The 22,874-nt window shown below is 68.2% G+C and carries 21 protein-coding genes; 12 read left to right on the top strand and 9 right to left on the bottom strand.

The annotated features are described in order from the left end of the window. The first annotated feature begins 9 nt into the window (after positions 1–9). The 11 genes from H7290_RS10830 (at position 10) to H7290_RS10780 (ending at position 8,817) form a co-directional block, all read left to right on the top strand. Positions 10–948, top strand: a complete 939-nt coding sequence (locus H7290_RS10830) for an EamA family transporter (protein WP_290514023.1) — start codon at positions 10–12, stop codon at positions 946–948. Positions 949–1,021: 73 nt separating this feature from the next. Beyond that, positions 1,022–1,429 (top strand): phage holin family protein, encoded by a 408-nt coding sequence (locus H7290_RS10825; protein WP_290514022.1) that lies wholly within the window; start codon positions 1,022–1,024, stop codon positions 1,427–1,429. Then, on the top strand, positions 1,426–1,926 hold the full coding sequence (locus H7290_RS10820; RefSeq protein ID WP_290514021.1) for a low molecular weight protein-tyrosine-phosphatase: 501 nt from the start codon (positions 1,426–1,428) through the stop codon (positions 1,924–1,926). Before H7290_RS10825 ends, H7290_RS10820 begins: the two co-directional genes overlap by 4 nt. Before the next feature lie 119 nt (positions 1,927–2,045). After that, positions 2,046–2,168 carry a hypothetical protein gene (locus H7290_RS10815; RefSeq protein WP_290514020.1) on the top strand — a complete coding sequence of 41 codons (123 nt, stop codon included), beginning with the start codon at positions 2,046–2,048 and terminating at the stop codon, positions 2,166–2,168. After that, positions 2,165–2,833 (top strand): TetR/AcrR family transcriptional regulator, encoded by a 669-nt coding sequence (locus tag H7290_RS10810; RefSeq protein WP_290514019.1) that lies wholly within the window; start codon positions 2,165–2,167, stop codon positions 2,831–2,833. The genes H7290_RS10815 and H7290_RS10810 overlap by 4 nt, the downstream gene beginning before the upstream one ends. A 41-nt stretch (positions 2,834–2,874) precedes the next feature. Continuing rightward, the gene (locus H7290_RS10805; protein ID WP_290514018.1) at positions 2,875–3,756 is read left to right on the top strand and encodes a fructosamine kinase family protein; all 882 of its coding nucleotides are present in this window, start codon (positions 2,875–2,877) and stop codon (positions 3,754–3,756) included. 50 nt (positions 3,757–3,806) lie between these two features. Continuing rightward, entirely contained in the window at positions 3,807–4,499 is a 693-nt protein-coding gene (locus H7290_RS10800) for a response regulator transcription factor (protein WP_290514017.1), read from the top strand. Continuing rightward, complete coding sequence (locus H7290_RS10795; protein WP_290514016.1) at positions 4,496–5,884, top strand: HAMP domain-containing sensor histidine kinase; 1,389 nt, start codon at positions 4,496–4,498, stop codon at positions 5,882–5,884. Before H7290_RS10800 ends, H7290_RS10795 begins: the two co-directional genes overlap by 4 nt. A 71-nt stretch (positions 5,885–5,955) precedes the next feature. Further along, entirely contained in the window at positions 5,956–7,515 is a 1,560-nt protein-coding gene (locus H7290_RS10790) for a trypsin-like peptidase domain-containing protein (protein WP_290514015.1), read from the top strand. A gap of 115 nt (positions 7,516–7,630) precedes the next feature. Beyond that, positions 7,631–8,530 carry a DMT family transporter gene (locus H7290_RS10785; protein WP_290514014.1) on the top strand — a complete coding sequence of 300 codons (900 nt, stop codon included), beginning with the start codon at positions 7,631–7,633 and terminating at the stop codon, positions 8,528–8,530. Between the two features lie 83 nt (positions 8,531–8,613). Further along, positions 8,614–8,817, top strand: coding sequence for a DUF2945 domain-containing protein (locus H7290_RS10780; protein ID WP_290514013.1), 204 nt, complete (start codon positions 8,614–8,616; stop codon positions 8,815–8,817). A 21-nt stretch (positions 8,818–8,838) separates the two neighbouring features. Here the strand turns inward: H7290_RS10780 and H7290_RS10775 are convergent, their stop codons facing one another. Beyond that, on the bottom strand, positions 8,839–10,698 hold the full coding sequence (locus H7290_RS10775; protein WP_290514012.1) for an anthranilate synthase family protein: 1,860 nt from the start codon (positions 10,696–10,698) through the stop codon (positions 8,839–8,841). Positions 10,699–10,977: 279 nt separating this feature from the next. On the opposite strand from H7290_RS10775, the gene H7290_RS10770 reads away from it, so the two are divergent. Further along, positions 10,978–12,195: an ArgE/DapE family deacylase gene (locus tag H7290_RS10770; RefSeq protein ID WP_290514011.1), complete on the top strand. Its 1,218-nt coding sequence runs from the start codon at positions 10,978–10,980 to the stop codon at positions 12,193–12,195. Between the two features lie 12 nt (positions 12,196–12,207). Here the strand turns inward: H7290_RS10770 and H7290_RS10765 are convergent, their stop codons facing one another. From H7290_RS10765 to H7290_RS10730, 8 genes are all read right to left on the bottom strand, one after another. Further along, positions 12,208–13,728, bottom strand: a complete 1,521-nt coding sequence (locus tag H7290_RS10765; RefSeq protein WP_290514010.1) for a metallophosphoesterase — start codon at positions 13,726–13,728, stop codon at positions 12,208–12,210. After that, on the bottom strand, positions 13,725–15,836 hold the full coding sequence (locus H7290_RS10760) for an AAA family ATPase (protein WP_366927624.1): 2,112 nt from the start codon (positions 15,834–15,836) through the stop codon (positions 13,725–13,727). The genes H7290_RS10765 and H7290_RS10760 overlap by 4 nt, the downstream gene beginning before the upstream one ends. Positions 15,837–15,971: 135 nt before the next feature. Then, positions 15,972–16,772, bottom strand: a complete 801-nt coding sequence (locus H7290_RS10755) for an amino acid ABC transporter ATP-binding protein (protein ID WP_290514009.1) — start codon at positions 16,770–16,772, stop codon at positions 15,972–15,974. Continuing rightward, positions 16,769–18,268 (bottom strand): ABC transporter substrate-binding protein/permease, encoded by a 1,500-nt coding sequence (locus tag H7290_RS10750; protein ID WP_290514008.1) that lies wholly within the window; start codon positions 18,266–18,268, stop codon positions 16,769–16,771. Before H7290_RS10750 ends, H7290_RS10755 begins: the two co-directional genes overlap by 4 nt. A 190-nt stretch (positions 18,269–18,458) precedes the next feature. Continuing rightward, positions 18,459–19,202 carry an enoyl-CoA hydratase-related protein gene (locus tag H7290_RS10745; RefSeq protein ID WP_290514007.1) on the bottom strand — a complete coding sequence of 248 codons (744 nt, stop codon included), beginning with the start codon at positions 19,200–19,202 and terminating at the stop codon, positions 18,459–18,461. 94 nt (positions 19,203–19,296) lie between these two features. Continuing rightward, a complete protein-coding gene (locus tag H7290_RS10740) occupies positions 19,297–20,460 on the bottom strand; it encodes an acyl-CoA dehydrogenase family protein (RefSeq protein ID WP_290514006.1) in 1,164 nt (387 codons plus the stop codon). Beyond that, positions 20,457–22,400 carry a biotin carboxylase N-terminal domain-containing protein gene (locus tag H7290_RS10735; RefSeq protein ID WP_290514005.1) on the bottom strand — a complete coding sequence of 648 codons (1,944 nt, stop codon included), beginning with the start codon at positions 22,398–22,400 and terminating at the stop codon, positions 20,457–20,459. The genes H7290_RS10740 and H7290_RS10735 overlap by 4 nt, the downstream gene beginning before the upstream one ends. A gap of 127 nt (positions 22,401–22,527) precedes the next feature. Then, a partial coding sequence (locus H7290_RS10730) for a carboxyl transferase domain-containing protein (protein WP_290514004.1) occupies positions 22,528–22,874 on the bottom strand: 347 nt, incomplete at its 5' end.

Here is a 22,874-nt window from a genome sequence, read left to right as displayed (position 1 = left end):
AATCGGGCGGTGCCAGCCCGCAACCCCCGCCTCGGATACGTGCTCGTCATCGTCGCGGCGGTGCTGTTCGGCCTCAACGGCGGCGTGTCGAGGGTGGCGATGGGCTCCGGCCTGACCCCCGAGACGTTCACGACGCTGCGCATCACGGGGGCCACGTTCGTGTTCGTCGCGTACGCGGCCTGCTTCCGCCGATCAGCCCTGCGACGGCCGCGCGGCTCCGCACTGCTGCTCATCATCGCGCTGGGCCTCGTCGGCGTCACGGCCCTGCAGCTGACGTACAACGTCGCCATCAACCGGCTTCCCCTCGGCATCGCGCTCCTGATCGAGTACCTCGCGCCGGTGCTCGTCGTTTTGTGGGTGCGCTTCGTCCGCCAGGAGCCCGTGCGCGGCCGCATGTGGGCGGCGGTCGCGCTCTCGGTGGTGGGGCTCGCCGTCGTCAGCCAGGTCTGGAACGGTGTGCGGCTGGACGGCCTGGGCGTCGTCATGGCGCTGCTCGCGGCGGTCAGCTTCGCGGCCTACTTCCTCCTCGGCGAGCACAACGTCGGCTTCGATGACCCGCTACGCGTCATCCTGTGGGCGTTTGTCGTGGCGACCGTCGCGATGAACCTCATCCAGCCGATCTGGACGACTCCGGCCCTCGACTCCCGCACCAGCATGCTCGAGCGGCTCGACGGCTTCTCGGCGAATCCGTGGGCCGTGATCGGGGTCGTCATCGTGCTCGGGACGGTCGTCCCCTTCTTTCTGGAGATGGTGGCCCTGCGTCACCTCCCCGCGACGATCGTGACGGTCGTCGCGATGCTCGAGCCGGTCATCGCGAACATCCTCGGGTGGGCGTGGTTCCGCGAGTCCCTGACGCCGGTGCAAGTGCTCGGCGCGGCAGCCGTGCTCGCCGGGATCGTGCTGGCGCAGACCTCACGCACGATCAAGACAACCCTGCCGCAACCCTAGGCAAGCCGGCGTTGACCGTCCGGGCGACGGTCGGGTGGCACGCGTCCCGATTCATCAGTGCGACAATCGGCCCATGCCCAAGTTCTTCGTTGCATGGATTCTCAGTGGTGCCGCCCTCGCCGTCGCCGCCGGCCTGCTCGGTACCCACATGAACATCGGCAGCTCGACCGACACCACGACCGAGCGCCTCATCGCGGTCGCCCTGGTCGCCCTGGTGTTCACGACGATCAACATGTTCGTCGCACCGGTCGTCAAGACGTTGTCGCTGCCGTTCATCATCATCTCGCTCGGGTTCGCGCTGCTCATCATCAACGCCCTGTTGCTCCTGCTCACCGAATGGGTGACCGACAAGCTCGACGTCACGTTCCATGTCGACGGTTTCCTGTGGGCGGTGCTCGGCTCGGTCGTCATCTCGGTCGTCAACGCGGTGCTCGGCGTGTTCATGAGCGACAAGACATTCACCAGCTCCCGCCGGCGGTGAACGCGGAACCGTTCCGGGTCGGGCTGGTCTGCCTCGGCAACATCTGCCGGTCGCCCATGGCCGACGTCGTCCTGCAGGACCGTCTCGAGAAGGCGGGGCTTGCCCATCGCGTCGAGGTGGCCTCGGCCGGCACAGGCGGCTGGCACGAGGGTGAAAAAATGGACAGTCGGGCGGCCGATGTCCTGCGCGCTGCCGGCTACGACCCGTCGCGTCACCGAGCACGGACGTTCGACACCGACTGGTACGCCCAGTACGACCTCCTGCTGGCGATGGACGCGAGCAACTACCTCGACATGGCTGACCAGGCCCCCACCGACGAGCAACTCCGCCAGCTGCGCATGTTCAGGGAGTTCGACCCGGAGGCGTCCGAGAACGACAACGAGGTGCCCGACCCGTGGTACGGCGGCGACGACGGATTCCGCCATGTCCTCGCGATGATCGAGCGGACGACCGACCAGCTCGTCGCTCGCCTTCCCGAGCTGATGACGCCCCGCTGATGACCCGAGCAGCCGATCGATTGACCGGCGGCGGGGTGGTCATCACGACGCCAGAGGATAGGGTCCGTCTCACCGAGTGACGCATCTGCGCCGCTCGACTTGTTCGGGGGGACATCGACGTGACAGTCAACGACGTCAACAACATGGGGCGCGCGACCAACGCCACCAACAAAGAATGTGACGATGCGGACATCGCCACCGGGGCCTTGCAGGTCGGGACCGGACCGGTCGCCAACCGGTGACCTCCACGTCAACCGACCTGACTGGTTCTGCCGAAGGCCCCACCGACGAAGGCCACCTGCCCGGCAGGGACGCCGCCTTCCGTCGTCGCGAACGGCGCGACCGACTCGTCCTCGCTGGCATCCAGCAGATCGGCACGACGGGGTACGACGGAACCACGGTGCGCGGCATCGCCTCCGACGCCGGCCTCGCCGACCGCTACTTCTACGAGCACTTCTCTGACCGGATGCAGCTCTTCGTCGCGGTGTACGACTCCGCCGTGGCCCGGGTGCAGGAAGCAGCTGTCGAGGCCTACCTGTCGGCCGGGGCAGACCTAGGCGACCAGGTGCAGGCCGGAATCACGACCTTCGTCATGGCGCTCACTGATGACCCCCGCCTCGCCCGCATCCAGCTTGTCGAGTCGGTCGGCCGCGGTGGCGCGCTCGAGGCCCGCAGGTCGGCGGTCCTGCGCAACTACGCCAGCCTCCTCGAGGTGCAGGCCCGGGAGGTCCTTGCCGACCAGCAGCCGTCGGACCTCGACCTGATGATGGGCACCCGCGCACTCGTCGCAGCCACCAACCAGCTCATCATGGACTTCACCAGCGGCGAGCTCGTCGTCGAGCGTGACGACCTCGTCGAGCACCTGGTCCGGCTCTACCTGGACATCACCCGTCCATTCCTGTCCTGAACTCCGGCCCGGCCCTCACCCCCACGCGGTAAAGTCGTGGCATGGCACGCATGGCAGGGACCGCCGCCCGGGCGGAAGCGCTCCTCGGCCTCGGAGTCGTCTCGACCACCCCGGTGGCCGGCGGTGACATCTGCACGTCCACACGGCTTCGGCTCACCGACGGTCGTGGCGTGATCATCAAGACCAGGCCGCAGGCCCCCGACGGCTTCTTCGCACGTGAGGCCGACGGGCTGCGGTGGCTCGCCGAGGCCAAGGGCGCACGTATCCCCGCCGTCCTCGCGGTCGCCGACGACTGCCTGATCCTCGACTGGATCGAGCCCGGCAAGCCGACCGCCGACCTCGCCGAGCGCTTCGGGCGCGACCTGGCCGAGACCCACCGGGCCGGCGCTGACTGCTTCGGTGGCCCGGTCGACGGCTTCATCGGCCTTGCCCCGCTGCCCAACCGGTCGCTCCCGAGCTGGCCGGAATTCTTCGCCTCGCGTCGGGTCATGCCCTACGTCCGCGCGGCCGTCGACCGCCGAGCGCTCACCACCGTGGAGGCCGACGTCATCGAGTCGGCGATGCGCCGCATCCACGACTTCGCCGGCGACCCCGAGGAACCTGCCCGCATCCACGGCGACCTGTGGTCCGGCAACGTCGTGTGGGGGTCGGATGGCGACATCTGGCTGATCGACCCGGCCGCCCACGGCGGCCACCGCGAGACCGACCTCGCGATGCTCGCGCTCTTCGGCGCACCGCACCTGCAGCGCACTCTCGACGCCTACACCGAGGCGTGGCCGCTTGCGGCCGGATGGCGCGGACGCCTCCCTCTGCACCAGCTGCACCCGTTGCTCGTGCACGCCGTGCTGTTCGGTGGCACCTACGGCGCACGGGCCGCTGACGCCGCACGGTCGCTGCTCGACGGGTCGGCCGCAGAGGCCTGAGGGCCGGCCGACCTCAGCGAAGTCTCAGCCGTACGAGGCAGACTGTGCCCATGCGCATTCTTGTCGTCGACGATGATCGTGCCGTGCGTGACTCGCTCAGACGCTCACTGGAGTTCAACGGCTACACCGTGGACCTCGCGTCCGATGGCGCCGAGGCGCTGGCACGGACACCGCAGATCAACCCCGACGCGATCATCATGGACGTCATGATGCCGCGCCTTGACGGGCTCGAAGCCACCCGCGCGCTGCGCAACGCCGGCAACGACGTCCCGATCCTGGTCCTCACCGCTCGTGACGCCGTGTCCGACCGGGTCGACGGGCTCGACGCCGGGGCCGACGACTACCTCACCAAGCCCTTCGCGCTCGAAGAGCTGCTGGCCCGCGTGCGCTCGCTGCTTCGCCGGTCGAGTCGTGCGGCGGCCGTCGAGCCCGACGAGGCGCCTCTGGTGTTCGCCGACCTCACCCTCGATCCGGTCACGCGTGACGTCAGCCGCGGCCAACGATCGCTGTCCCTCACACGCACGGAGTTCGCACTACTGGAGCTGTTCCTGCAGCGACCCAAGCGGGTCCTTGAGCGGTCGTTCATCCTCGAGGAGGTCTGGGGCTTCGACTTCCCCACGACCGCCAACTCACTCGAGGTCTACGTCGGCTACGTCCGACGCAAGCTTGAGGCCGAGGGCGAGTCGCGCCTGTTGCACACCGTGCGTGGCGTCGGATACGTCCTGCGCGAGACGCCCCCGTGATCGAGGCACTCCACCGTCTGATCCGCCCCCTCACCGAGCGCCTGACGCTCGCGTTGCGGGTCGCCATCCTCACGACGCTGGCCGTCGCGGCGACGCTCAGCGTCGTCAGTGCCATCGTGTTCGTGGTCGTCCGCGCAGAGTTCCAGAGCTCGCTCGACGACTCGATGCTTCGCCGCGCCAATGCGGCTGTCACCGCCAACTTTGCCGAGGCGACGATCCGCCAGACCCCGGCCGAGGCGCTCGCCGTGGCCGACGTCCAGCTCTCGGTCGTGCGCGGTGGCGTCCTGTTCTCCAGCACCGACGCCGAGGACGCGGCCCCCTACATCAGCTACCACGAGGTCGCGGTCTCCATCGGTGAGCAGCGTCGCTCGATGCGCACCGTCAGCATCCGCACCACGCCCTACCGGGTGGTGGCGGTTCCGGCTGGTCAGGGCACGGCGCTGGTCATCGCCCAGTCGATGGAGTCGATCCAGAACGCGCTCGAACGCCTCAAGGTCATCCTGCTGCTCTGCAGCCTCGCCGGCGTTGCGCTGGCCGGAGTCGCGGGCTGGGCCGTGGCGGCCAACGGGCTCAGACCCGTCCGTAGGCTCACCGCCGCCACCGAACGGGTGGCGCGCACCGCCGAGCTGACCCCGATCGAGGTCACCGGCCACGACGAGCTGGCCCGTCTCACCACGTCGTTCAACTCGATGCTCCAGGCGCTCGACGCGTCACAGCAGCGCCAGCGCCAGCTCGTCGCCGACGCTGGCCACGAGCTGCGCACCCCGCTCACCAGCCTGCGCACCAACATCGAGCTGATCGGGCAGGCCGCCGACAACACCGAGCGGTCGTTGTCCACCGAGCAGCGACACGAGATCATGGGCGACGTCCGCTCCCAGCTCGAGGAGCTCACCACGTTGGTCGGCGACCTCGTCGAGCTGGCCCGTGACGAGCCGATGCGTCGCGACCCTGAGCCACTCGACTTCGCCGATGTCATCACACAGGCGGTCGACCGTGTCCGCCTTCGCGCGCAGAGCGTCACGTTCAACCTCGACCTGCACACCTGGATGGTGTTCGGCGAGCCTCAGCTGCTTGAGCGAGCCGTCACCAATCTCCTGGACAACGCGACCAAGTGGTCGCCGCCCGGAGGCACCGTCCACGTGAGCCTCATCGACGGCTCCCTGACGGTGTCCGACGAGGGGCCCGGCATCGAGGCCCGTGACCTCCCGCACATCTTCGACCGCTTCTACCGCTCACGCGAGGCGCGGACGCTGCCCGGCTCGGGGCTCGGTCTCTCGATCGTGAAGCGCGCGGCCGAGCGGCACGGAGGCACCGTCGATGTCGCCTCCGAGACCGGTGCTGGGACGGTCTTCACGCTCACCCTGCCCGATACACACCACGGTTGACCCCGCACTTTCTTGTCGCGCTCACACTCCCCTCTCACATCTTCTTCAGAGATAAGCGAGAATCTATCTTTATGACCGATTCGAACGATCCGTTCGCCGCCCGCCCCTACGTCCCCCCAGCGGAGCGTGACGCTGCAGCAGAACACGCGCCCGAGCCTGACGCCTCGCCGCGCGAAGCGACCCCGACGTCGGAGCCGGCCGTCGATCAGCCGACGACCGAGCAGCCCACAGCATCGGACTCGTCGACAGAACCCACCGTCCCGGTGGCACCCACGCCCGTCGAGGCAGAGTCGCCCGCCGCGGCTGGCGGCACTGCGGCCTCCGCGCCTGACAGCACGCCTGCGCCCGACTCCTACACGCACCGCTACCCCCCGGCGTCCGAGCACCCCGGCGCTGCGACCGGTGCCTCCGCCGCTGCGACGACCCCTACCGAGACGCTTCCCCCGTTCCACGAGAACGAGCCCACCGCCTCAGCCGCTTCACCGCTCACGCCTCGCGACGAGCCGCCAGCCAAGACCAAGAAGCAGCGCGGGCGCAAGATCGCCGCCGCGACCGCCTTCCTCGTGCTGGCTGCTGGCGCGGGCTACGGCGGTTCGTGGGTGCAGGACCAGAACGGCGATGGCAACAGCACCACCGTCAGCTCGCTCGACACCGGCAAGACCAGCAACACCAATGCCCCCGCCGGAGCAGTCGAACAGGTCGCCCAGAAGGTCCTTCCCTCGGTCGTCCAGATCAACGTCAAGGGAGCCACCGAATCGGGCTCCGGCACCGGCATCATCATCAGCAGTGACGGCCAGATCCTGACCAACAACCACGTGGTGGAGGTCGCTGCCGACAAGGGCAGCATCACCGTGGCCTTCAACGACGGCACCAACGCCAAGGCGAGCATCGTCGGTCGCGATCCCGTCACCGACCTCGCCGTCGTCAAGGCGGAAGGCAAGAGCGGCCTCACCCCTGCGGTGCTCGGCACGTCCGCCGACCTCAAGGTCGGGCAGGAGGTCGTCGCCATCGGCTCGCCCTTCGGCCTCGAGAGCACCGTGACGCAAGGCATCATCTCGGCGCTCAACCGGCCCGTCACGTCCTCCGACGGTGGCAGCGCTCCCCAGGGCGGCGTCTCGCCGACGTTCCCGGCGGTCCAGACCGACGCGGCGATCAACCCCGGCAACTCCGGCGGTCCCCTCGTCGACCTGCAGGGCCGGGTCATCGCCATCAACTCCGCGATCCGCTCCAACGGAGGCTCTCCATCGGCCTCCGGGTCGATCGGCCTCGGCTTCGCGATCCCGATCGACCTCGCCAAGAACGTCTCCAAGCACCTCGTCAAGGGTGAAAAGGTGCAGCACGCCAAGATCGGCGTCACGGTCTCACCCGCCGTGTCCGACGACGGCATCACCGGCATCGGCGCCGAGGTCAAGGAAGTCACCTCCGGTGGCGCGGGCGACAAGGCCGGGCTGAAAAAGGGCGACATCATCACCTCGCTCAACGGCAACCTGGTGTCCAGCTCCGAGGCGCTCGTCGCCTCCGTGCGGGGATTCGAGCCCGGCCAGAAGGTCACCATCACCTACATGCGCAACGGCCAGAAGGACAAGGCAGACGTGACGCTCCAGTCCGACGGCGGCGACCTCGGCAGCTGACCTCCACCACCACCAGCCCGCCGACCACCTCCACCGGGGGTGGTCGGCGGGATTGCGCGGGAGGATGGCCGATTTTCACTCGTGAATTGCGAGCAGCAGTCACTACCGTTGGCACGTGAACACCGAACGTGACCTGTCCCTGCCGGCGCTGCTGGTCACGGTAGTGCTGTGGGCCTCAGCCTTCGTCGGCATCCGGGCTGTCGGCGACACCTTCTCGCCCGGGTCGCTCACTCTCGGCCGTCTGGTGGTCGGCGCGGTGGTGCTCACGGCCATCGCTCGCCCCGACCGACACCGTTTCCCCTCCGGTCGCCCGCTCGGCCTGGTCATCATCTACGGCGTCGTGTGGTTCGGCCTCTACAACATCTTCCTGAACGCCGGAGAGCGGCATGTGGATGCCGGTACCGCGGCCCTGGTCGTCAACATCGCTCCAGCCCTCGTGGCACTGCTCGCCGGTTTCCTGCTCAAGGAAGGCTTCCCGCGCCCACTGTTGGTCGGCATCGCCGTCGCATTCGCCGGCGTCGCCATCATCGCGGTGGGTGCCGGACGCGACACCAGCGCCGTCGAGACCGCCAGCACCACAGGCGTTCTGCTGTGCGCGCTCGCAGCCGTGGTCTGCGCCTTCGGTGTCATCGCCCAGAAGCTCGCCCTCACCCACATCACGCCGGTCATGTCGGTGTGGCTCGGGTGCGTCGTGGGGCTCGTGATGTGTCTGCCCTTCGCGCCGGCACTGGTGAATGAAGTGAGCGGCGCCTCGACCCACGACATCGCGTGGCTCCTCTACCTCGGGGTGTTCCCGACGGCCATCGGGTTCAGCACCTGGTCCTACGCGCTCAAGCGGCTCTCCTCCGGCCAGACCGCCTCCACCACCTATCTTGTCCCCGCCGTTGCCACCCTCATCTCTTGGGCAGTGCTCGACGAGGTCCCCGCGGCGTTGGCCTTCGTCGGCGGCGCGCTGTGCCTCCTCGGCGTCGCCATCACCCGCCTCCGTTCGAGGCAACCGGCCCGCACGGCCTGACCGCGTCCTCCTGCGCAAGCCCGTCCCAGCCCTTCTGGCGGCGTCGACGGGCAGGGAGCCGGATCCTCGTTCAGACTGGACGCATGAACGTCGGAGACCGGGTCAGCTGGGACACCCCGCAGGGACGCACACAGGGCAAGATCGTGGAGAAGAGGACCAAGGACTTCACCCTCGCCAAGCAGCGATGGAAGGCCTCGGCGGACGAGCCGAAGCTCGTCGTCGAGAGCGAGAAGACCGGGGCACGGGCAGCCCACGAGCCATCCGCCCTGCGCAAGCTCAAGAGCTGACTCCGCCCCGAGTGGGCGACGTCAGCCGATGAGGTCGGTCACGAGGTCGCGCAGGATGCCGAATCCGTTGTGGGTGAGGATCGACTCGGCGTGGAACTGCACCCCGCGGTAGTGCGGGCCCGCGACGAGGTGGATGTCGCCGGTGGCGGGGTCGGTCTCGACCGTCACACCGTCAGGCAGGCCAGAGTCCGGGACGCGGGCCACGAAGGTGTTGTAGAAGCCGACGGTCTCAGCCCGGTCGAGAACGGTGAGCCTGCTCTGGGTGCCCTGGAACACGATGTCCTTGAACACGACGTCGAAGCCGATCTGGTGGCTCAGCACCTGATGGCCGAGGCACACCGCGAGGAATGGACGCTTCGTGGCGAGGAGCCCCTCGACGACCTGGTGCATGACCGCCATCCGAGGATCGTCGACCTCCCGCGGATCGCCGGGACCCGGCCCGACCACGACGAGGTCGTAGCCGTCGAGGTCGCCGTCGGCATAGGCCTCGTGACGGACGACGTCGGTGCTCATGCCGAGTACCCCGAAGACGTGCGACAGCATGTTGACGAAGTCGTCCTCGGCGTCGAGCACCACGACTCGCTTGCCCACCAGTGACGGCACGGGGGCCGCACCCGACTGGTCGGTGAGCCAGAACTGGCTGAGTCTCTGGTTGCGCAAGCCGAGCGCGATGAGCACCTCGTCCTCGAGCGTGAACGCATCGAAGCCCTCGACGGGCTCGGGCGCCGACTCGACCAGGCCGAACGCGCTGAGGATGCCCGAGGCCTTGGCCCAGGTCTCCTTGGTCTCGTGGATCGCGTCGGAATCGCGAACGAGCGTGGCGCCGGCCGTCACCTTCACGTTGCCCTCGAGATCGACGTCGGCCGTGCGGATGAAGATCGGTGCATCGACACGCGGCAGGCCGTCATCGTCGCGCCCGACCAGCGCCGCGAGACCGGCGTAGTAACCCCGGCCCTCGAGCTCGTACTTCCTGATGAGCCGGCAGGCGTTCTCGACGGGGCTCCCGGTGACGGTGGCGGCGAACATCGAGTCGCGCAGCACCTCACGAATGTCGCGGCGGGTGCGCCCGGCCAGGAGGTACTCGGTGTGGACGAGGTGCGTCATCGGCTTGAGGTAGGGCCCGAGCACGAGTCCACCCTCATGGCAGATGTCGCACATCATCTTGGGCTCCTCGTCGACGACCATGAAGAGCTCGTAGATCTCCTTCTCGTCCTTGAGGAACCGCAGCAGCTCACGCTTCTTGTCGGCGTGAGTCTCGAGGCCGCGCATGCGGAACGTCCCGCTGATGGGGTTCATGCGCACCTGGCCGTCCTCGACGCTGACGTGCCGCTCGGGGCTAGCGCCGATGAGGTAGCGGTCGCCGGTGAAGATCAGGAACGTCCAGAAGGCTCCCCGCTCGCGCTCGAGCAGACGCCGGAACACCGCAAGAGCGCGCTCGTGGCCCCAGTCAGCGACCTGTGCGCGGTAATGGCGGCCGATGACGAGATTGGCTCCCTCACCCTGACCGATCTCGTCGTCGATGATCTGCCGCACGATGTCGGCGTAGTCGTCGTCGGAGGTCTCGAAGCCACCGCGGTCGGTGAACTCGATTGCCACGTCCGGCAGGAGCGGCAGGAGCTCGGCGATCGACACGTCGGCGGAGTAGGCCGCCTCGATCGCCGACAGCGGGGTGCCGTCCTGGTGTGCCTCGAAGCCACGTTCGCGCACCTGGGCGAATGGCACCAGCACCAGGTGGTCCCAGCCAGCGCCAGAGCGAGACGTCAGGGGGATGTCGGTCAGCGACTCCAGATCGGTGCGTGGCCCGCCGATGAGGGTGACGGTGTCGGAGTCGCGCACCCGGATGAGGGCAAACGCCGGCTGGGCTAGGAGGTCGTCGAGCATGAGGCCTCGATAGTATCGGCCCACCGCATCCGGGCTTTGTTGCCCGGGTGGTACCACCGAGATACGGTCGCGTCATGGGCATGACGCTTCGGTCGACCGACGAGCAGGACACTGGTCTCGAGATGCCCGCCAAGGCACAAGGCGGCAGCAACGATCAGGCTGCGCCAACGGCTCCCGGCTGCTCCCGGACGACGCCACCGAGGTGTACGCCGTCGTGATCGCGGTGGCCACAGGTGAGATCGGCGACATCGCACGCGCACCCCGGGCAGGAGCCTGAGCATGGACATCGACATTGACATCGACCTGATCCGCCGCGACCTCGCGCAGATCGTCAACATCCCGAGCATCGGCGGCTCCGACGCCGAGATCGCTGTCCAGCGGTGGTGCGCCGCAACGCTCACCGGGCTGGGGCTCGAGGTCGACCAGTGGCGGCTCGACCTCGACGAGCTGAGGGCCGATGGGGGCTATCCCGGCGAGGAGGTCGAGCGCGACGAGGCTTGGGGCTGCGTCGGTGTCAGCGGACCGGGCACCCCGGAGCTGGTGCTCAATGGCCACGTCGACGTCGTGCCACCCGGCGAGCCCGAGTCGTGGACGAACGCCGACCCCTGGAACGTTCGCGAGGTCGACGACCGGTGGTACGGCCGAGGGGTCTGTGACATGAAGGGTGGAGTCGTCGCGATCATCGCCGGCGCTCGCGCGGTTGGCCACATCGCCCTTCGGCGGCCGTTCGCGGTGCACACCGTGATCGGCGAGGAGGACGGCGGCCTCGGCACGTTCGCCACCCTGCGGCGCGGGCACACCGGCGAGTCGTGCGTCATCGCCGAACCCACCGCGGGGCAGGTCGTGTCGGCCAACGCCGGGTCGCTCACGTTCCGCGTCGAGGTGCAGGGCCGCGCGACCCACGGCTCGATGCGCAGCGCCGGCCACAGCGCGATCGATGCCTTCAGCGTCGTGCACCGCAGCCTCGCTGAGCTCGAGGCCCGACGCAACGCGGGGCCGCCGGCCCCGTTCGGACCCATGCCGTGGCCCATCAACGTCGGCATCCTGCGCGCGGGCGACTGGGCCAGCACCGTCCCCGATCAGCTGGTCGCCGAAGGCCGCTACGGAGTCATGCCCGGCGAATCGTTCGACGATGCCAAGGCCGCTTTCGAGCACGCCATCGCCGGTGCCGCCGCCGCCGACCCCTGGCTTGCCTCCAACCCACCCTCGGTGACGTGGCCGGGTGGGCACTTCTCTGCCGGGCGTCTCCCGGAGGGGCCCCCGTTCGGCGACCAGGTTGCGGCAGCGGTCGTGGCCGCCGGTCAACCGCAACCGGCTCTCATTGGCGCCTCTTACGGCTCCGACCTGCGGCAGTATGCCCACGCCGGCATCCCCACCGTGCAGTACGGTCCGGGCGCCATCCTGAATGCTCACGCCATCGACGAGCACGTGCTGATCGATGACGTCGTGACCTGTGCGCGTGTGTACGCCGAGCTCATCCTGGCTCGCTGCCGCTGACGGCACGACTGTTCAGCGGGGCGAGGTGACCACGGGAATGTAGTCGGCGGCCTTGATCAGCCCACCCGGCTCGAAGTTGACGGGCTGCAACCCGACCGGCTTGCCGCCAGCGAAGGTGACGATCGTGACCTGCGCCGACCGGCGAAGCTTGCTGCCCAGCGCGAACGCGTAGACCGCCCCGCCGGCGGTACCCGTGGTCAGTGTCACCGTGCTGCGCCCGTTCAGACCCGTGCCGGAGGTCGGCCCGACCTGGCGGTGCAGGTGCCCGGACAGCACGAGGTCGACACACCCTGATGCTGCGGCCTTCTTGGCCGACGACGGGCTGTGCACCGCGAGGACGCTGACATCGCCCTCCTTGCACGCCGCCTCTGTCAGGGCCTGGTCCTGTGCCGTGATCGCGGCGATGTTGTCGGACTCGTTGCCGGTGTAGCCGGCAGTCAGGCCCGAGCTGCGCGGGTCGCTGCCACCCAGGAACCGCACACCGCCGGCTGTGACCGGCTTGCCGTTCAGCACCCCGAAGCCCTTGTCGCGCATCTGGCCGACCACGCTCGTGCCTTGGTCGTGGTTGCCGGCGACGGCGACAACGTCGAGTCCACGGAACTCGCGGGCTAGCGAGTTGATGCTGAACGCCTCCCAGCTCGCACCGTTCGACGTGTCATCGCCGAGGTCGATCAGCATCGTCGCCTCCGCCCGTCTCGCGATCGTCCGGGCGACCGGGTCCATGCCGATGTTGTCGTGCCGATCGGTCACGACGAGAGCCGTGGTCTCACCGGCCAGCGGCGTGCGCACGTCGACGGTGCCAGCTCGCTCCGCGAGCCGGCCGTAGAACGTGACCGACTGGCGGTAGGTCGACAGAGCTCCCTCGATGAGCGCCTTGCCCCCCGTGGTCGACGCACCTTCGGCGATCTCCAGCCGGTCGAGCACGTCGTCGGCGGGCAGCTGCGGAAACACCGAGCTGATCGGCACCCACGTCGAGGAATCGCTGCGTGGACGCTCAGGCACCGCCACGAGCACGAGGGCGCCGACGACCACGACGCCGAGCGCGGCCGACCCGACCACCTGCCGGGTACTCGGCCGCCTCGCCGAGGCAAGGAGCACTCTGCGCCTCTCAGGACCGATCGCCCGCCACGCGAGCACCAACGCGATCACGACCAGCAACGCCGTGCCGAGAGCCCGCAGCGCTGCCTCGACCAGCATCGAGATGATCGACGTACGTGCGGCCGCGATCTCACCCTTCGGCTGGCTGGCGATGACGGCGTCGCGTGCGACAAGCTGGTCGAGCTTCGTCACCTGGCTGTCACCGAGGTTGACGGTGCCGCCGATGCCCAGCGGTGCGTCCGTCGGGAGCCGCACACGGGGGATCAGCGGCCCGAAGTCGATGTGGGCATATCCGCTGAAGTCAGGTTGGATCGTGGCGTCGTGCGCCCCGATCACGATGTCGCGCTGACTGTGTACGAAAGTCGTGTAGGCAGTCGGCAGGGCCACGCCGACCGCGATGATGACCAGCGACAGGAGCGTGAGGAACCGGCTCATGCTAATCGGCTGGTCCACCGCTCGGTCGTGCCCACTGTGATCAACAGCTGGGTCGCGCGCGTCAGGACGACATAGAGGGTCCGCCAGCCGGCAGCAGACTCCTCGGTGATGTCATCGGGCTCGACGACGACGACGCCGTCGAACTCCAGACCCTTGGTGTCGAGCCCATCGAGCAGACGGAGCCGGTCGGTGTGCTCGCTGAGGAGATCCGCCAGCTCTGCGCGCCGGGTCAGGAGCTGCGCGGTCGGGACCACGATGGCCACCGTGCCGTCGACCCTGGACAAGATCTCGGTGGCACTCTCGCGCACCGTGCGCGCCAGCGACGTGAGGACGACGAGGTGGTGCACCGGGGAATCACCGGTGCGGCGGACCGCATCGGGAAGGTCGGGGTCGGGTACCGCGATCGCCGCCACCTTGGCAGCGAGGTCGTAGATCTCAGCAGAGTTGCGATAGTTGGTCGACAGTCGGAAGGCGTGCTCGGGCTTGCCCTCCAGCGCGAGCGTGCGGGCGCGCGCCGATTCCTGCGGATGCGGCCAGGACGACTGCGCCTCGTCTCCGACGATGGTCCAGCTCGCGTAGCGGCCGCGCCGACCGAGCATGCGCCACTGCATCGGCGAGAGGTCTTGTGCCTCGTCGACGAGCACGTGCGCAAAGCCGTCGTCCTCGATGCTCTGCGTCGACATGAACCGGTCGTCACGATCTTCACGTTCGCGTCGCTCGAAGCTCATGAGCTGCTTGGGTGCGTCGTCATCGTCACCGTTGTCCGCCGGGACTTCGCCCACGACGTAGCGCAGCTCATCTATCAGCGGCACGTCCTCGATGCTGGGCTCCTCAGCAGCCCAGGAAGCCTTCAGCGCTGCGAGCTCGACGGGGCTGAAGGCGCCGCGGGCGAGCGACTCGATGACGTCGGGCAGGATGCGCCACACGTCGATGGGCTCGACCGGCGGCCACCAGTCCTCGACAAAGTCGACGAAGCGGTCGTCCGTGGTGATGGTGTCGACGAACTCGGCCCGCCCCTTCTCGAGGGCGCGCTCGCCGGAGACCTGCCGCCACAGTGCGTCGACGATCGCCGCCGGCGCCTTGTCGTAGGCGCGGTTGCGCTTGCCGCCGGAGAGCAGGTTGCGGCGGATGTGGTCGAGCTGCGGGGTCCCGAGCCGCAGCACGTCGTCCTTGTAGAAGTAGCGGAAGTCGGTGGGCGAGCCAGGCATGGGCCCGGCAGCAGCCCGCGCGAGGAACGCCGTCATGCGCGACGAACCCTTGGCCGCGGCAGCCACCGGCTCGTCGTGGCGGGCGGCACTCAGACCATCGACGACTTCACCCAGCGAACGCAGTGTCACGCTCGTCTCACCGAGACTCGGCAGCACCCTCTCGATGTAGTTCATGAACACCGTCGAAGGGCCCACGACGAGCACACCGCCGGACTCGAACCGGCGCCGGTCGGTGTAGAGCAGGTAGGCCGCGCGGTGCAGCGCGACGACCGTCTTGCCCGTACCCGGGCCTCCACCGATCGTGGTTGCACCACGGCTCGGCGCACGGATCGCCTCGTCCTGCTCCTTCTGGATGGTCGCGACGACGGAGTGCATCGAGCTGTCGCGCGCCCGGCTCAGGCTCGCGAGCAACGCTCCCTCGCCGACGATGACGAGGTCGTCGGGTGCGTTGTCGCCGTCGAGGAGGTCGTCCTCGATGCCGATGACCTTGTCATTGGCACACCGCAGGACGCGTCGGCGGACGACACCGGCGGGCTCCTGGGCTGTGGCCTGGTAGAAGATCGCGGCAGCGGGCGCACGCCAGTCGATCAGCAGGATCTCGCGCTCGGCATCACGCACGCCGATGCGTCCGATGTAGCGCGACTGCCCGTCGCGCAGGTTCAGGCGACCGAACACCAGACCGTCGTGCGCGGCGTTGAGGGCAGACAGACGCCGCGAGGCCTGGTAGACCATGGCATCGCGCTCGACCAGACCGCCTTCGTTGCCGACGTGTCCGCGCGCCATGCCCTCGACGACGAGGGACCGTGCCACCTTCGCGGATGCGTCGAGACGCTCGTAGACGGTGTCGACAAAAGCCTGCCCAGCCTGCATCTCACGTCGTGCCGCACTGTCCGAGGTCACCCGACTCCTTCACCCGTACTAGGGAACACACAAGTCTAAGGCGTGGCCGAAATATTCCGCAGCGGGTCGCCGCTGCCGCTGCCGAGCTTGGCGGTCGAGCGTCCTGATCTGCGCCTGTGCCACGCCGAAGCACCGTCAGGTCGGGTCGAGGATTCGCTTGAGGAACTGCTGGGTGCGCTCCTCCTGCGGATCGCCGATGCACTGGGCACTCGTCCCTCGCTCCACGACGACTCCACCGTCGAGGAACAGCACCTGGTCGGCGACCTGCTCGGCGAAGCGGATCTCGTGCGTCACCAGCACCGTCGTCCAGCCCTGGTGCGCAAGGTCCTTGATGACCGACAGGACCTCGCCGACAAGCTCGGGGTCGAGCGCAGACGTCGGCTCGTCGAACAGCATGACCCGAGGTTTGAGCGCGAGCGCCCGCGCGATGCCGACCCGCTGCTGCTGACCGCCCGACAGCTGGAAGGGGTGCTGGTCAGCCTTCTCGCTCAGCCCGACCTGCTCGAGCAGCTCACGGGCATCCGCGATGGCCTCGTCGCGCGGACGTTTCTGCACCTGGACCGGACCCTCGATGACGTTCTCGAGCACGGTCTTGTGCGGGAACAGGTTGTGTGACTGGAAGACCATGCCGCTCTGCGCGCGCAGTCGGAAGATCTGCTCCTTGGCGACCCGTCCCTTGGCGGGCAGGGTGTCGAAGTCGACCAGGACGTCGTCGATCTGGATCGTGCCGCCGTCGGGTCGGTCGAGCACGTTCAGTGCCCGCAGGATCGTCGTCTTGCCCGAGCCCGATGGCCCCAGCAGCACTGTCGTGGTGCCGGCGACCGCTTCGAAGTCGATGCCGCGCAGCACGTGGTTGTCGCCGAACGACTTCTCGATGCCGATCGCGCGCACCCGCAGGTCGCCCATCGGGTCGAGGGTCTTCTGGATGTCGGTCATGTGGCCACGAACCTGTTCAGTCGGGTTTCGAGTCTTCCCTGGACGGAGGAGAGGCCGACGCAGACGACCCAGTAGTAGAGCGCCGCGAGCAGGTAGAGCGGCAGGTAGGCCTGACTGTTGGCTGCCGCGAACTGAGCCTGACGCGTCAGCTCAGTGAGCGTGACGACCGCCAGCAGCGAGGTGTCCTTGAGCAACGAGATCAGGGTGTTCGACAAGGGAGGCACCGCGATGCGGGAGGCCTGCGGGAAGACGATGCGCCGAAGCGTCTTCCAGTACCCCATGCCGACGGTCGACGCCGCCTCGAACTGGCCCTTGGGCACCGACAAGATCGCCGCGCGCACGACCTCGGCCGCGTAGCCGCCGACATTGAGGCTCAACGCGAGGATCGCCGAGGTCCACGGCGAGAGCGTGATGCCGATACGGGGGAAGCCGAGGAAGACGATGAACAGCTGCACCAGCAAAGGCGTGCCGCGGATGATTGATATGTAGGACTGCGCGATGCCACTGAGGATCTTGTTTCCGGAGATGCGCGCAAGAGCCGCTGCTACGGCAAGGACGAGACCGATCGCGAAGCTGATGGCCGTGATCGGGATGGTGACGATCAGCAGCTTCTTGAACATCGGCCCCGCAGCGTCCTTGGTGACCTCAAGATCGCTCCGCTGCTTGCGGCCACCAGAGAGATCGGCGGCGCCACCGCCAGCGACCGAGACATCGGTCTTGAAGTACTTCTCGGAGATCTTGGCAAGGGTCCCGTCCGCCTTCAGCTCGGCGAGCGCCTTGTTGGACTGCGCGAGCAGCGCAGTGTCGCTCTTGCGGAACGCCAGCACCTGTTCGCTGACCTCGTCACCGGCATTGCCGACGATCTCGATGCCCTTGGAGCCTGTCGTGTTGAGATAGTCGAGCGCAGCGATGTTGTCATTGATCAACAGGTCGGCCCGGCCCTGCTCGACGAGCGCCGCGGCCTGTGAGAAGCCCTCGACTGCCTGCACCTTGGCGCCGGCCTTGCGGGCGACATCAGCCCAGCTTGTCGTGATCGACTCCGCGGCGACCTTGCCCTTGATGTCCTTGAGCGTCTTGATGCCCTTCACGCCGGTCTTGACCACGATGACGCCGCGCGAGTAGGTATAGGTCGTGCCAAGGCCGTACTTGGCTTTGCGCTCGGGGTTGAGGGTCACCTGGTTGGCGATGACATCGATGCGCTTGGACTCCAGTGCCGTGAAGATCGCGTCGAAGGTCGTCTCGACGAACTCCAGCTTCCAGCCCGCCTTCTTGGCGACGGCCTTGATGACCTCGATGTCGTAGCCGGTGAGGTCGTCCGTGGTCGCATCATGGAACGAGAACGGCGGGTAGACGCCCTCCGTGCCGACGCGGATCACCGGTTTGTCACCCGTCGCCCGGCTCGGTGCGGCGGCACCCGCCACGCCCCCTGGCAACGCGACGAGCCCGAACAGCGCTGCCAACAAAGCCACGACGATCAGCCTCAAGGCGTGTCGCATCGCATCTCCTCTGTGGTGGACCACGAGGGTTGCCCCCGATGGGGTGACAGTAGCCCTCCGGCCGCTCATCGTCAGGGACGTCTCAGGTGGGTGTGCGGATTGCACCCGCGCCTGCGCAGTCGCCGTCTTGGTGATCAGTGCCGCCTGACGTTTCAGCAGGCCGCAGGTCTACAGGAACGGCCGGGCCGCGTCAGGCCTTCTTCGCAAGGAAGGTTGTCATCGCCTCGCGAGCCGCGTCGCTGGCGAACAGCTCGGCCGATCTCGCCGCCATGTCGGCACCGTGCGCGTCGATGCGTGCGACCAGGTCGTGGTTCAGGATCTTCTTGCTCTCACGAAGACCCTGCGGGTGTGCCTTGGCGAGGTCGGCGAGCACGGCGGCGACCTCGGTGGCGAGGTCACCGTCCGGCACGGCCCGCGTGATGAGCCCGACGGTGGCGGCCTCCGCTGCGTCGAACTTCCTCGCCGTGAGGAACAGGTCGGAGGCAGCACGGTCGGTGAATCGGGGGATCAGGGAGACCGAGATGATCGCTGCTGCCAGCCCGAGGCGTACCTCGGTGAGCTGGAACGTCACCGACTCGGCAGCGATCACGATGTCGGCCGCTCCGATGATGCCCAGACCACCGGCACGCACCGGTCCACTCAGCTCGACGACGACCGGCTTGGTCGCAGTGGCGATCTGACGCTGCAGCGCGACCACTGTGCGGGCGCCGTCGGCCATGCCACCGTCTGCGGCCTCCGCCATGTCGGCACCCGAGCAGAAGACTCTGCCGACCGAGCGGATCAGGATCGAGCGTGCGTCACTGTCGTCGGCTGCGGCGAGGCACGCCGACAGCTCACTGACCAGCTGCCTGCTGAGGGCATTGCGGTTGTGATCGCTGTCGAGCGTGACGGTTGCCACCTGCTCGGCAACAACAAGATGGACGAGCGCACTCATGACGATCCCTTCAGCCCTCGCTGAGTGTGACGTTTGTGCGGTCAGATCGACCACAAGACCGCAGAAACGTCACACTCAGCGGGAAGGCGGGTGGTTAGTAGGACTTGGGGAGACCCAGGGAGAACTGGGCCACGAAGTTGAGTGCCATCTCGCGGCTGACCGGCGCGATGCGGGAGAGCCGCGATCCGGCCAGCATCTGCACCAGACCGTACTCGGTGGCCAGACCGTTGCCACCGTGGGTCTGGATGGCCCGGTCGACCGCGTTGCACACGGCCTCACCGGCGGCGTACTTCGCCATGTTGGCCGCCTCTGCGGCGCGCATGACGTCGCCCGCGGCATACAGGGCTGCGGCTTTCTGCGTCATGAGGCGAGCCATCTCGATCTCGATGTACGACTGCGCCAGCGGGTGGGCGATCGCCTGGTGGGAGCCGATCGGCGCGTCCCACACCTCGCGCTGCTTGGCATACTCCGACGCCTTGGCGAGGGCGAGTCGGGCGGTGCCGAGCGCGAAGGACGCCGCCATGATTCGCTCGGGGTTGAGGCCCGCGAACAGCTGGTCGATGCCGGCGTCCTCGCTGCCGATCAGTGCGTCCGCCGGAATCAGGACGTCGTCGAAGAACAGCGTGAACTGCTTCTCCGGCGACACGATGCCCATGTCGATCTCCTGGTACGTGAAACCCTCGGAGTCGGTCGGCACGAGGAACAGGGCCGGCTTGAGCTTGCCCGTCCTCGCGTCCTCGGTGCGCGCGACGACCAGCACGGCGCTCGCTTCATCGACCCCCGAGATGTAGGTCTTGGTACCCGTGAGACGCCAACCGTCCTCGCTTCGATAGGCAGTCGTGATGATCTTGTGCGAGTTCGACCCGGCGTCGGGCTCGGTGATCGAGAAGGCGAACGTTGATGTGCCTTCGGCGAGGCCGGGGAGCAGCCGATGCTTCTGGTCGTCGGTGCCGTAGAGATTGATGATCGTGCCCACGATCGCGGGCGAGACGACCATCAGCAGCAGCGGGCTGCCAGCCGCGGCGAGCTCTTCGCAGACCGCGGCAAGGTCGCCGATGTCGCCACCGCCACCGCCGAACTCCTCCGGGATGGCCACACCGAGGTAACCGAGCTTGCCGGCCTCGGACCACAGCTCAGTGGTCTTCTTGCCGGTGCGGGCGGCTTCCTCGAAGTAGTCGCGTCCGTACTTGGTGCCGAGGTCGGCGACGGCCTTGCGCAGTGCGATGCGCTCCTCGGACTCGGTGAAAGCGATGCTCATGACTGGTCTCCTTCTGCTTCGATGACGATGACGGCGAGCACTGCCCCGGACTCGACCTGAGCGCCCGCCGCGACGGTGAGCTCGGTGACGACTCCGGCGGTCGGCGCGGTGATGGTGTGCTGCATCTTCATGGCTTCCAGGACGACGATGACGTCGCCCTTGTCGACCTGTTGGCCGTCGACCACGGACACGCTGATGACAGCGGCCGGCATCGGCGCCAGCAGCGAACCCTCGGCGACGACGTCTGCCGGGTCGACGAACAGCGGCACCGGCGTCAGCGTCGTCGAGCCCTGCGGCCCGTCGACGTCGACCCAACCGGGGCCGACCTCCACCTCGTCCGTGGCGGTCCCGCCGTCGTCGGCGAGTACCACCCGGGCCGGGGTCGCGCTGACGACGACGACGTCGTCGAGGTCGTGCTGCACGAAGCCCGCGCTGTACGAGACAGTCAGGTTGGGCTCGTACGTGCGGGTACGAGCCTGGCTGGGCACGTTGCGGTAGGCCGTCGGGATGCGACCGAGCACCGTGGCGGTGGCCGTCGCGGTGCACGCCTCGGCCAGGGCCGCGGCCAGCGCCGACATGCGCGTGGCGCGGTCGTCGAGACGCGGCGTCATCCACTGCTCGAGCCGCTCGTCGAGCAACGCTGTGTGGACGCGCGCGGCCACGAACTCCTCATCACGCAGGATCGACCTCAACAGATCGATGTTGGTGCCGACCCCATGGAGGCGGGTGCGCCGCAGCGCGTCGGCGAGGACACGTATCGCGTGGCCGCGGCCGTCGCCGTGTGCCACGACCTTGGCGATCATCGCGTCGTAGTGGATGCCGACGACCGACCCTGCCTCGACCGCCGAGTCGACGCGCACGTCTCCGGCCACCTCGAAGGCGCGGATCGTGCCGGTCTGAGGCTGCCAGTCGTCAGCGGGATCTTCGGCGTAGAGGCGCACTTCGATGGCATGGCCCCGCGGTGACGAGGGCCCGTCACCGAGCGCCTCGCCCTCGGCTACCCGGATCTGCTCTGCGACGAGGTCGATGCCGAAGATCTCCTCCGTGACGGGGTGCTCGACCTGGAGCCGCGTGTTCATCTCCAGGAAGTAGACCGAGCCGTCGTCGAGGTGCGCGTCGGCGACGAGGAACTCGACGGTGCCGGCGCCGACGTAGTCGACCGCCTCGACCGCCGCGCGGGCCGCGTCGTGGAGCGACCTGCGCACGGTCTCGCTCACGGCGGGGGCGGGCGCTTCCTCGACAACCTTCTGGTGGCGGCGCTGGATCGAGCAGTCACGGTCGCCGACGATCCAGCAGGTGCCGTGGGTGTCGGCCAGGACCTGAACCTCGATGTGGCGAGCGGTCGGCACGTAGGGCTCGACGAACACGGTGCCGTCACCGAATGCCGAGAGCGCCTCCGCGGCTGCCTCGGCGAGCTCGTTGTCGAGGCTGGCAGGGTCGGTGACGACGCGCATGCCGCGCCCACCGCCACCCGATGACGCCTTGACGAGCAGCGGACCACTCCAGCCCTCGCCGTCCGAAGCGGTGACGCTGGAGACGTCGACCGACAGGATCGGCACGCCCGCCGCCGACATGATCTCCTTGGCCCGGATCTTCGATCCCATCGCGTCGATCGTCGCCGGCGCGGGACCGATCCACGTCAGCCCGGCGGCGTGGACGTCTCGGGCGAACTGCGCGTTCTCGGACAGGAAGCCATAGCCGGGATGTATCGCGTCGGCGCCGGCCTTGAGCGCCGCGGCAATGACGAGGTCGCCGCGCAGGTAGGTGTCCGACGGCGCGTTGCCCGGCAGGCGCACCGCGAGGTCGGCCTCGGCGACGAAGGTCGCAGAGGCGTCGGCATCCGAGAAGACGGCCACGGTGGCGATGCCAAGGTCGCGGCAGGTCCGAAACACCCGCCGGGCGATCTCCCCCCGATTGGCAACCAGAACAGAGGTGATCATGAGAGAACTCCTCGAAAGTCCTGAAAAGACGCAACCATGGGCCGAGCGAGCGCAGGCAGGCGCCTGGGCGAAGCCCAGCAGCGGTGGGGTACGGGCCGCTGGGGCGGCGAGGGGCGAGCCGCGCGCCTCACAGGCGGAACACTCCGTAGCCTTCGGCGCCCTTGACGGCACGCGTGTTGATGGCGCTGAGGCAGATGCCGAGGATCGATCGGGTGTCCCGGGGGTCGATCACGCCATCGTCGTAGAGCATCCCGGACGTGAAGTAGGCGAGCGACTGCTCCTCGATCATCGTCTCGATGTAGGCACGCATCTGTGCATCGCCCTCCTCGTCGTACGCGACGCCCTTGGACTCAGCGGCACCCCGGGCGACGATCGACATGACGCCGGCGAGCTGCGCCGGACCCATCACCGCCGACTTCGCGTTGGGCCAGCTGAACATGAATCGTGGGTTGTACGCGCGCCCGCTCATGCCGT

Origin of the sequence: Aeromicrobium sp. (assembly GCF_014378035.1) — a bacterium.
GTDB lineage: Bacteria > Actinomycetota > Actinomycetes > Propionibacteriales > Nocardioidaceae > Aeromicrobium.
This window is presented reverse-complemented; position numbering and strand designations above follow the sequence as displayed.

What these genes read in the sequence shown, in the direction of transcription:
- H7290_RS10825 (WP_290514022.1), top strand. Translation starts at nt 1,022, where the DNA reads ATGCCCAAGTTCTTCGTTGCATGGATTCTCAGTGGTGCCGCCCTCGCC.
- H7290_RS10805 (WP_290514018.1), top strand. Translation starts at nt 2,875, where the DNA reads ATGGCACGCATGGCAGGGACCGCCGCCCGGGCGGAAGCGCTCCTCGGC.
- H7290_RS10800 (WP_290514017.1), top strand. Translation starts at nt 3,807, where the DNA reads ATGCGCATTCTTGTCGTCGACGATGATCGTGCCGTGCGTGACTCGCTC.
- H7290_RS10790 (WP_290514015.1), top strand. Translation starts at nt 5,956, where the DNA reads ATGACCGATTCGAACGATCCGTTCGCCGCCCGCCCCTACGTCCCCCCA.
- H7290_RS10780 (WP_290514013.1), top strand. Translation starts at nt 8,614, where the DNA reads ATGAACGTCGGAGACCGGGTCAGCTGGGACACCCCGCAGGGACGCACA.
- H7290_RS10775 (WP_290514012.1), bottom strand. Translation starts at nt 10,698, where the DNA reads ATGCTCGACGACCTCCTAGCCCAGCCGGCGTTTGCCCTCATCCGGGTG.
- H7290_RS10770 (WP_290514011.1), top strand. Translation starts at nt 10,978, where the DNA reads ATGGACATCGACATTGACATCGACCTGATCCGCCGCGACCTCGCGCAG.
- H7290_RS10765 (WP_290514010.1), bottom strand. Translation starts at nt 13,728, where the DNA reads ATGAGCCGGTTCCTCACGCTCCTGTCGCTGGTCATCATCGCGGTCGGC.
- H7290_RS10755 (WP_290514009.1), bottom strand. Translation starts at nt 16,772, where the DNA reads ATGACCGACATCCAGAAGACCCTCGACCCGATGGGCGACCTGCGGGTG.
- H7290_RS10750 (WP_290514008.1), bottom strand. Translation starts at nt 18,268, where the DNA reads ATGCGACACGCCTTGAGGCTGATCGTCGTGGCTTTGTTGGCAGCGCTG.
- H7290_RS10745 (WP_290514007.1), bottom strand. Translation starts at nt 19,202, where the DNA reads ATGAGTGCGCTCGTCCATCTTGTTGTTGCCGAGCAGGTGGCAACCGTC.
- H7290_RS10740 (WP_290514006.1), bottom strand. Translation starts at nt 20,460, where the DNA reads ATGAGCATCGCTTTCACCGAGTCCGAGGAGCGCATCGCACTGCGCAAG.
- H7290_RS10735 (WP_290514005.1), bottom strand. Translation starts at nt 22,400, where the DNA reads ATGATCACCTCTGTTCTGGTTGCCAATCGGGGGGAGATCGCCCGGCGG.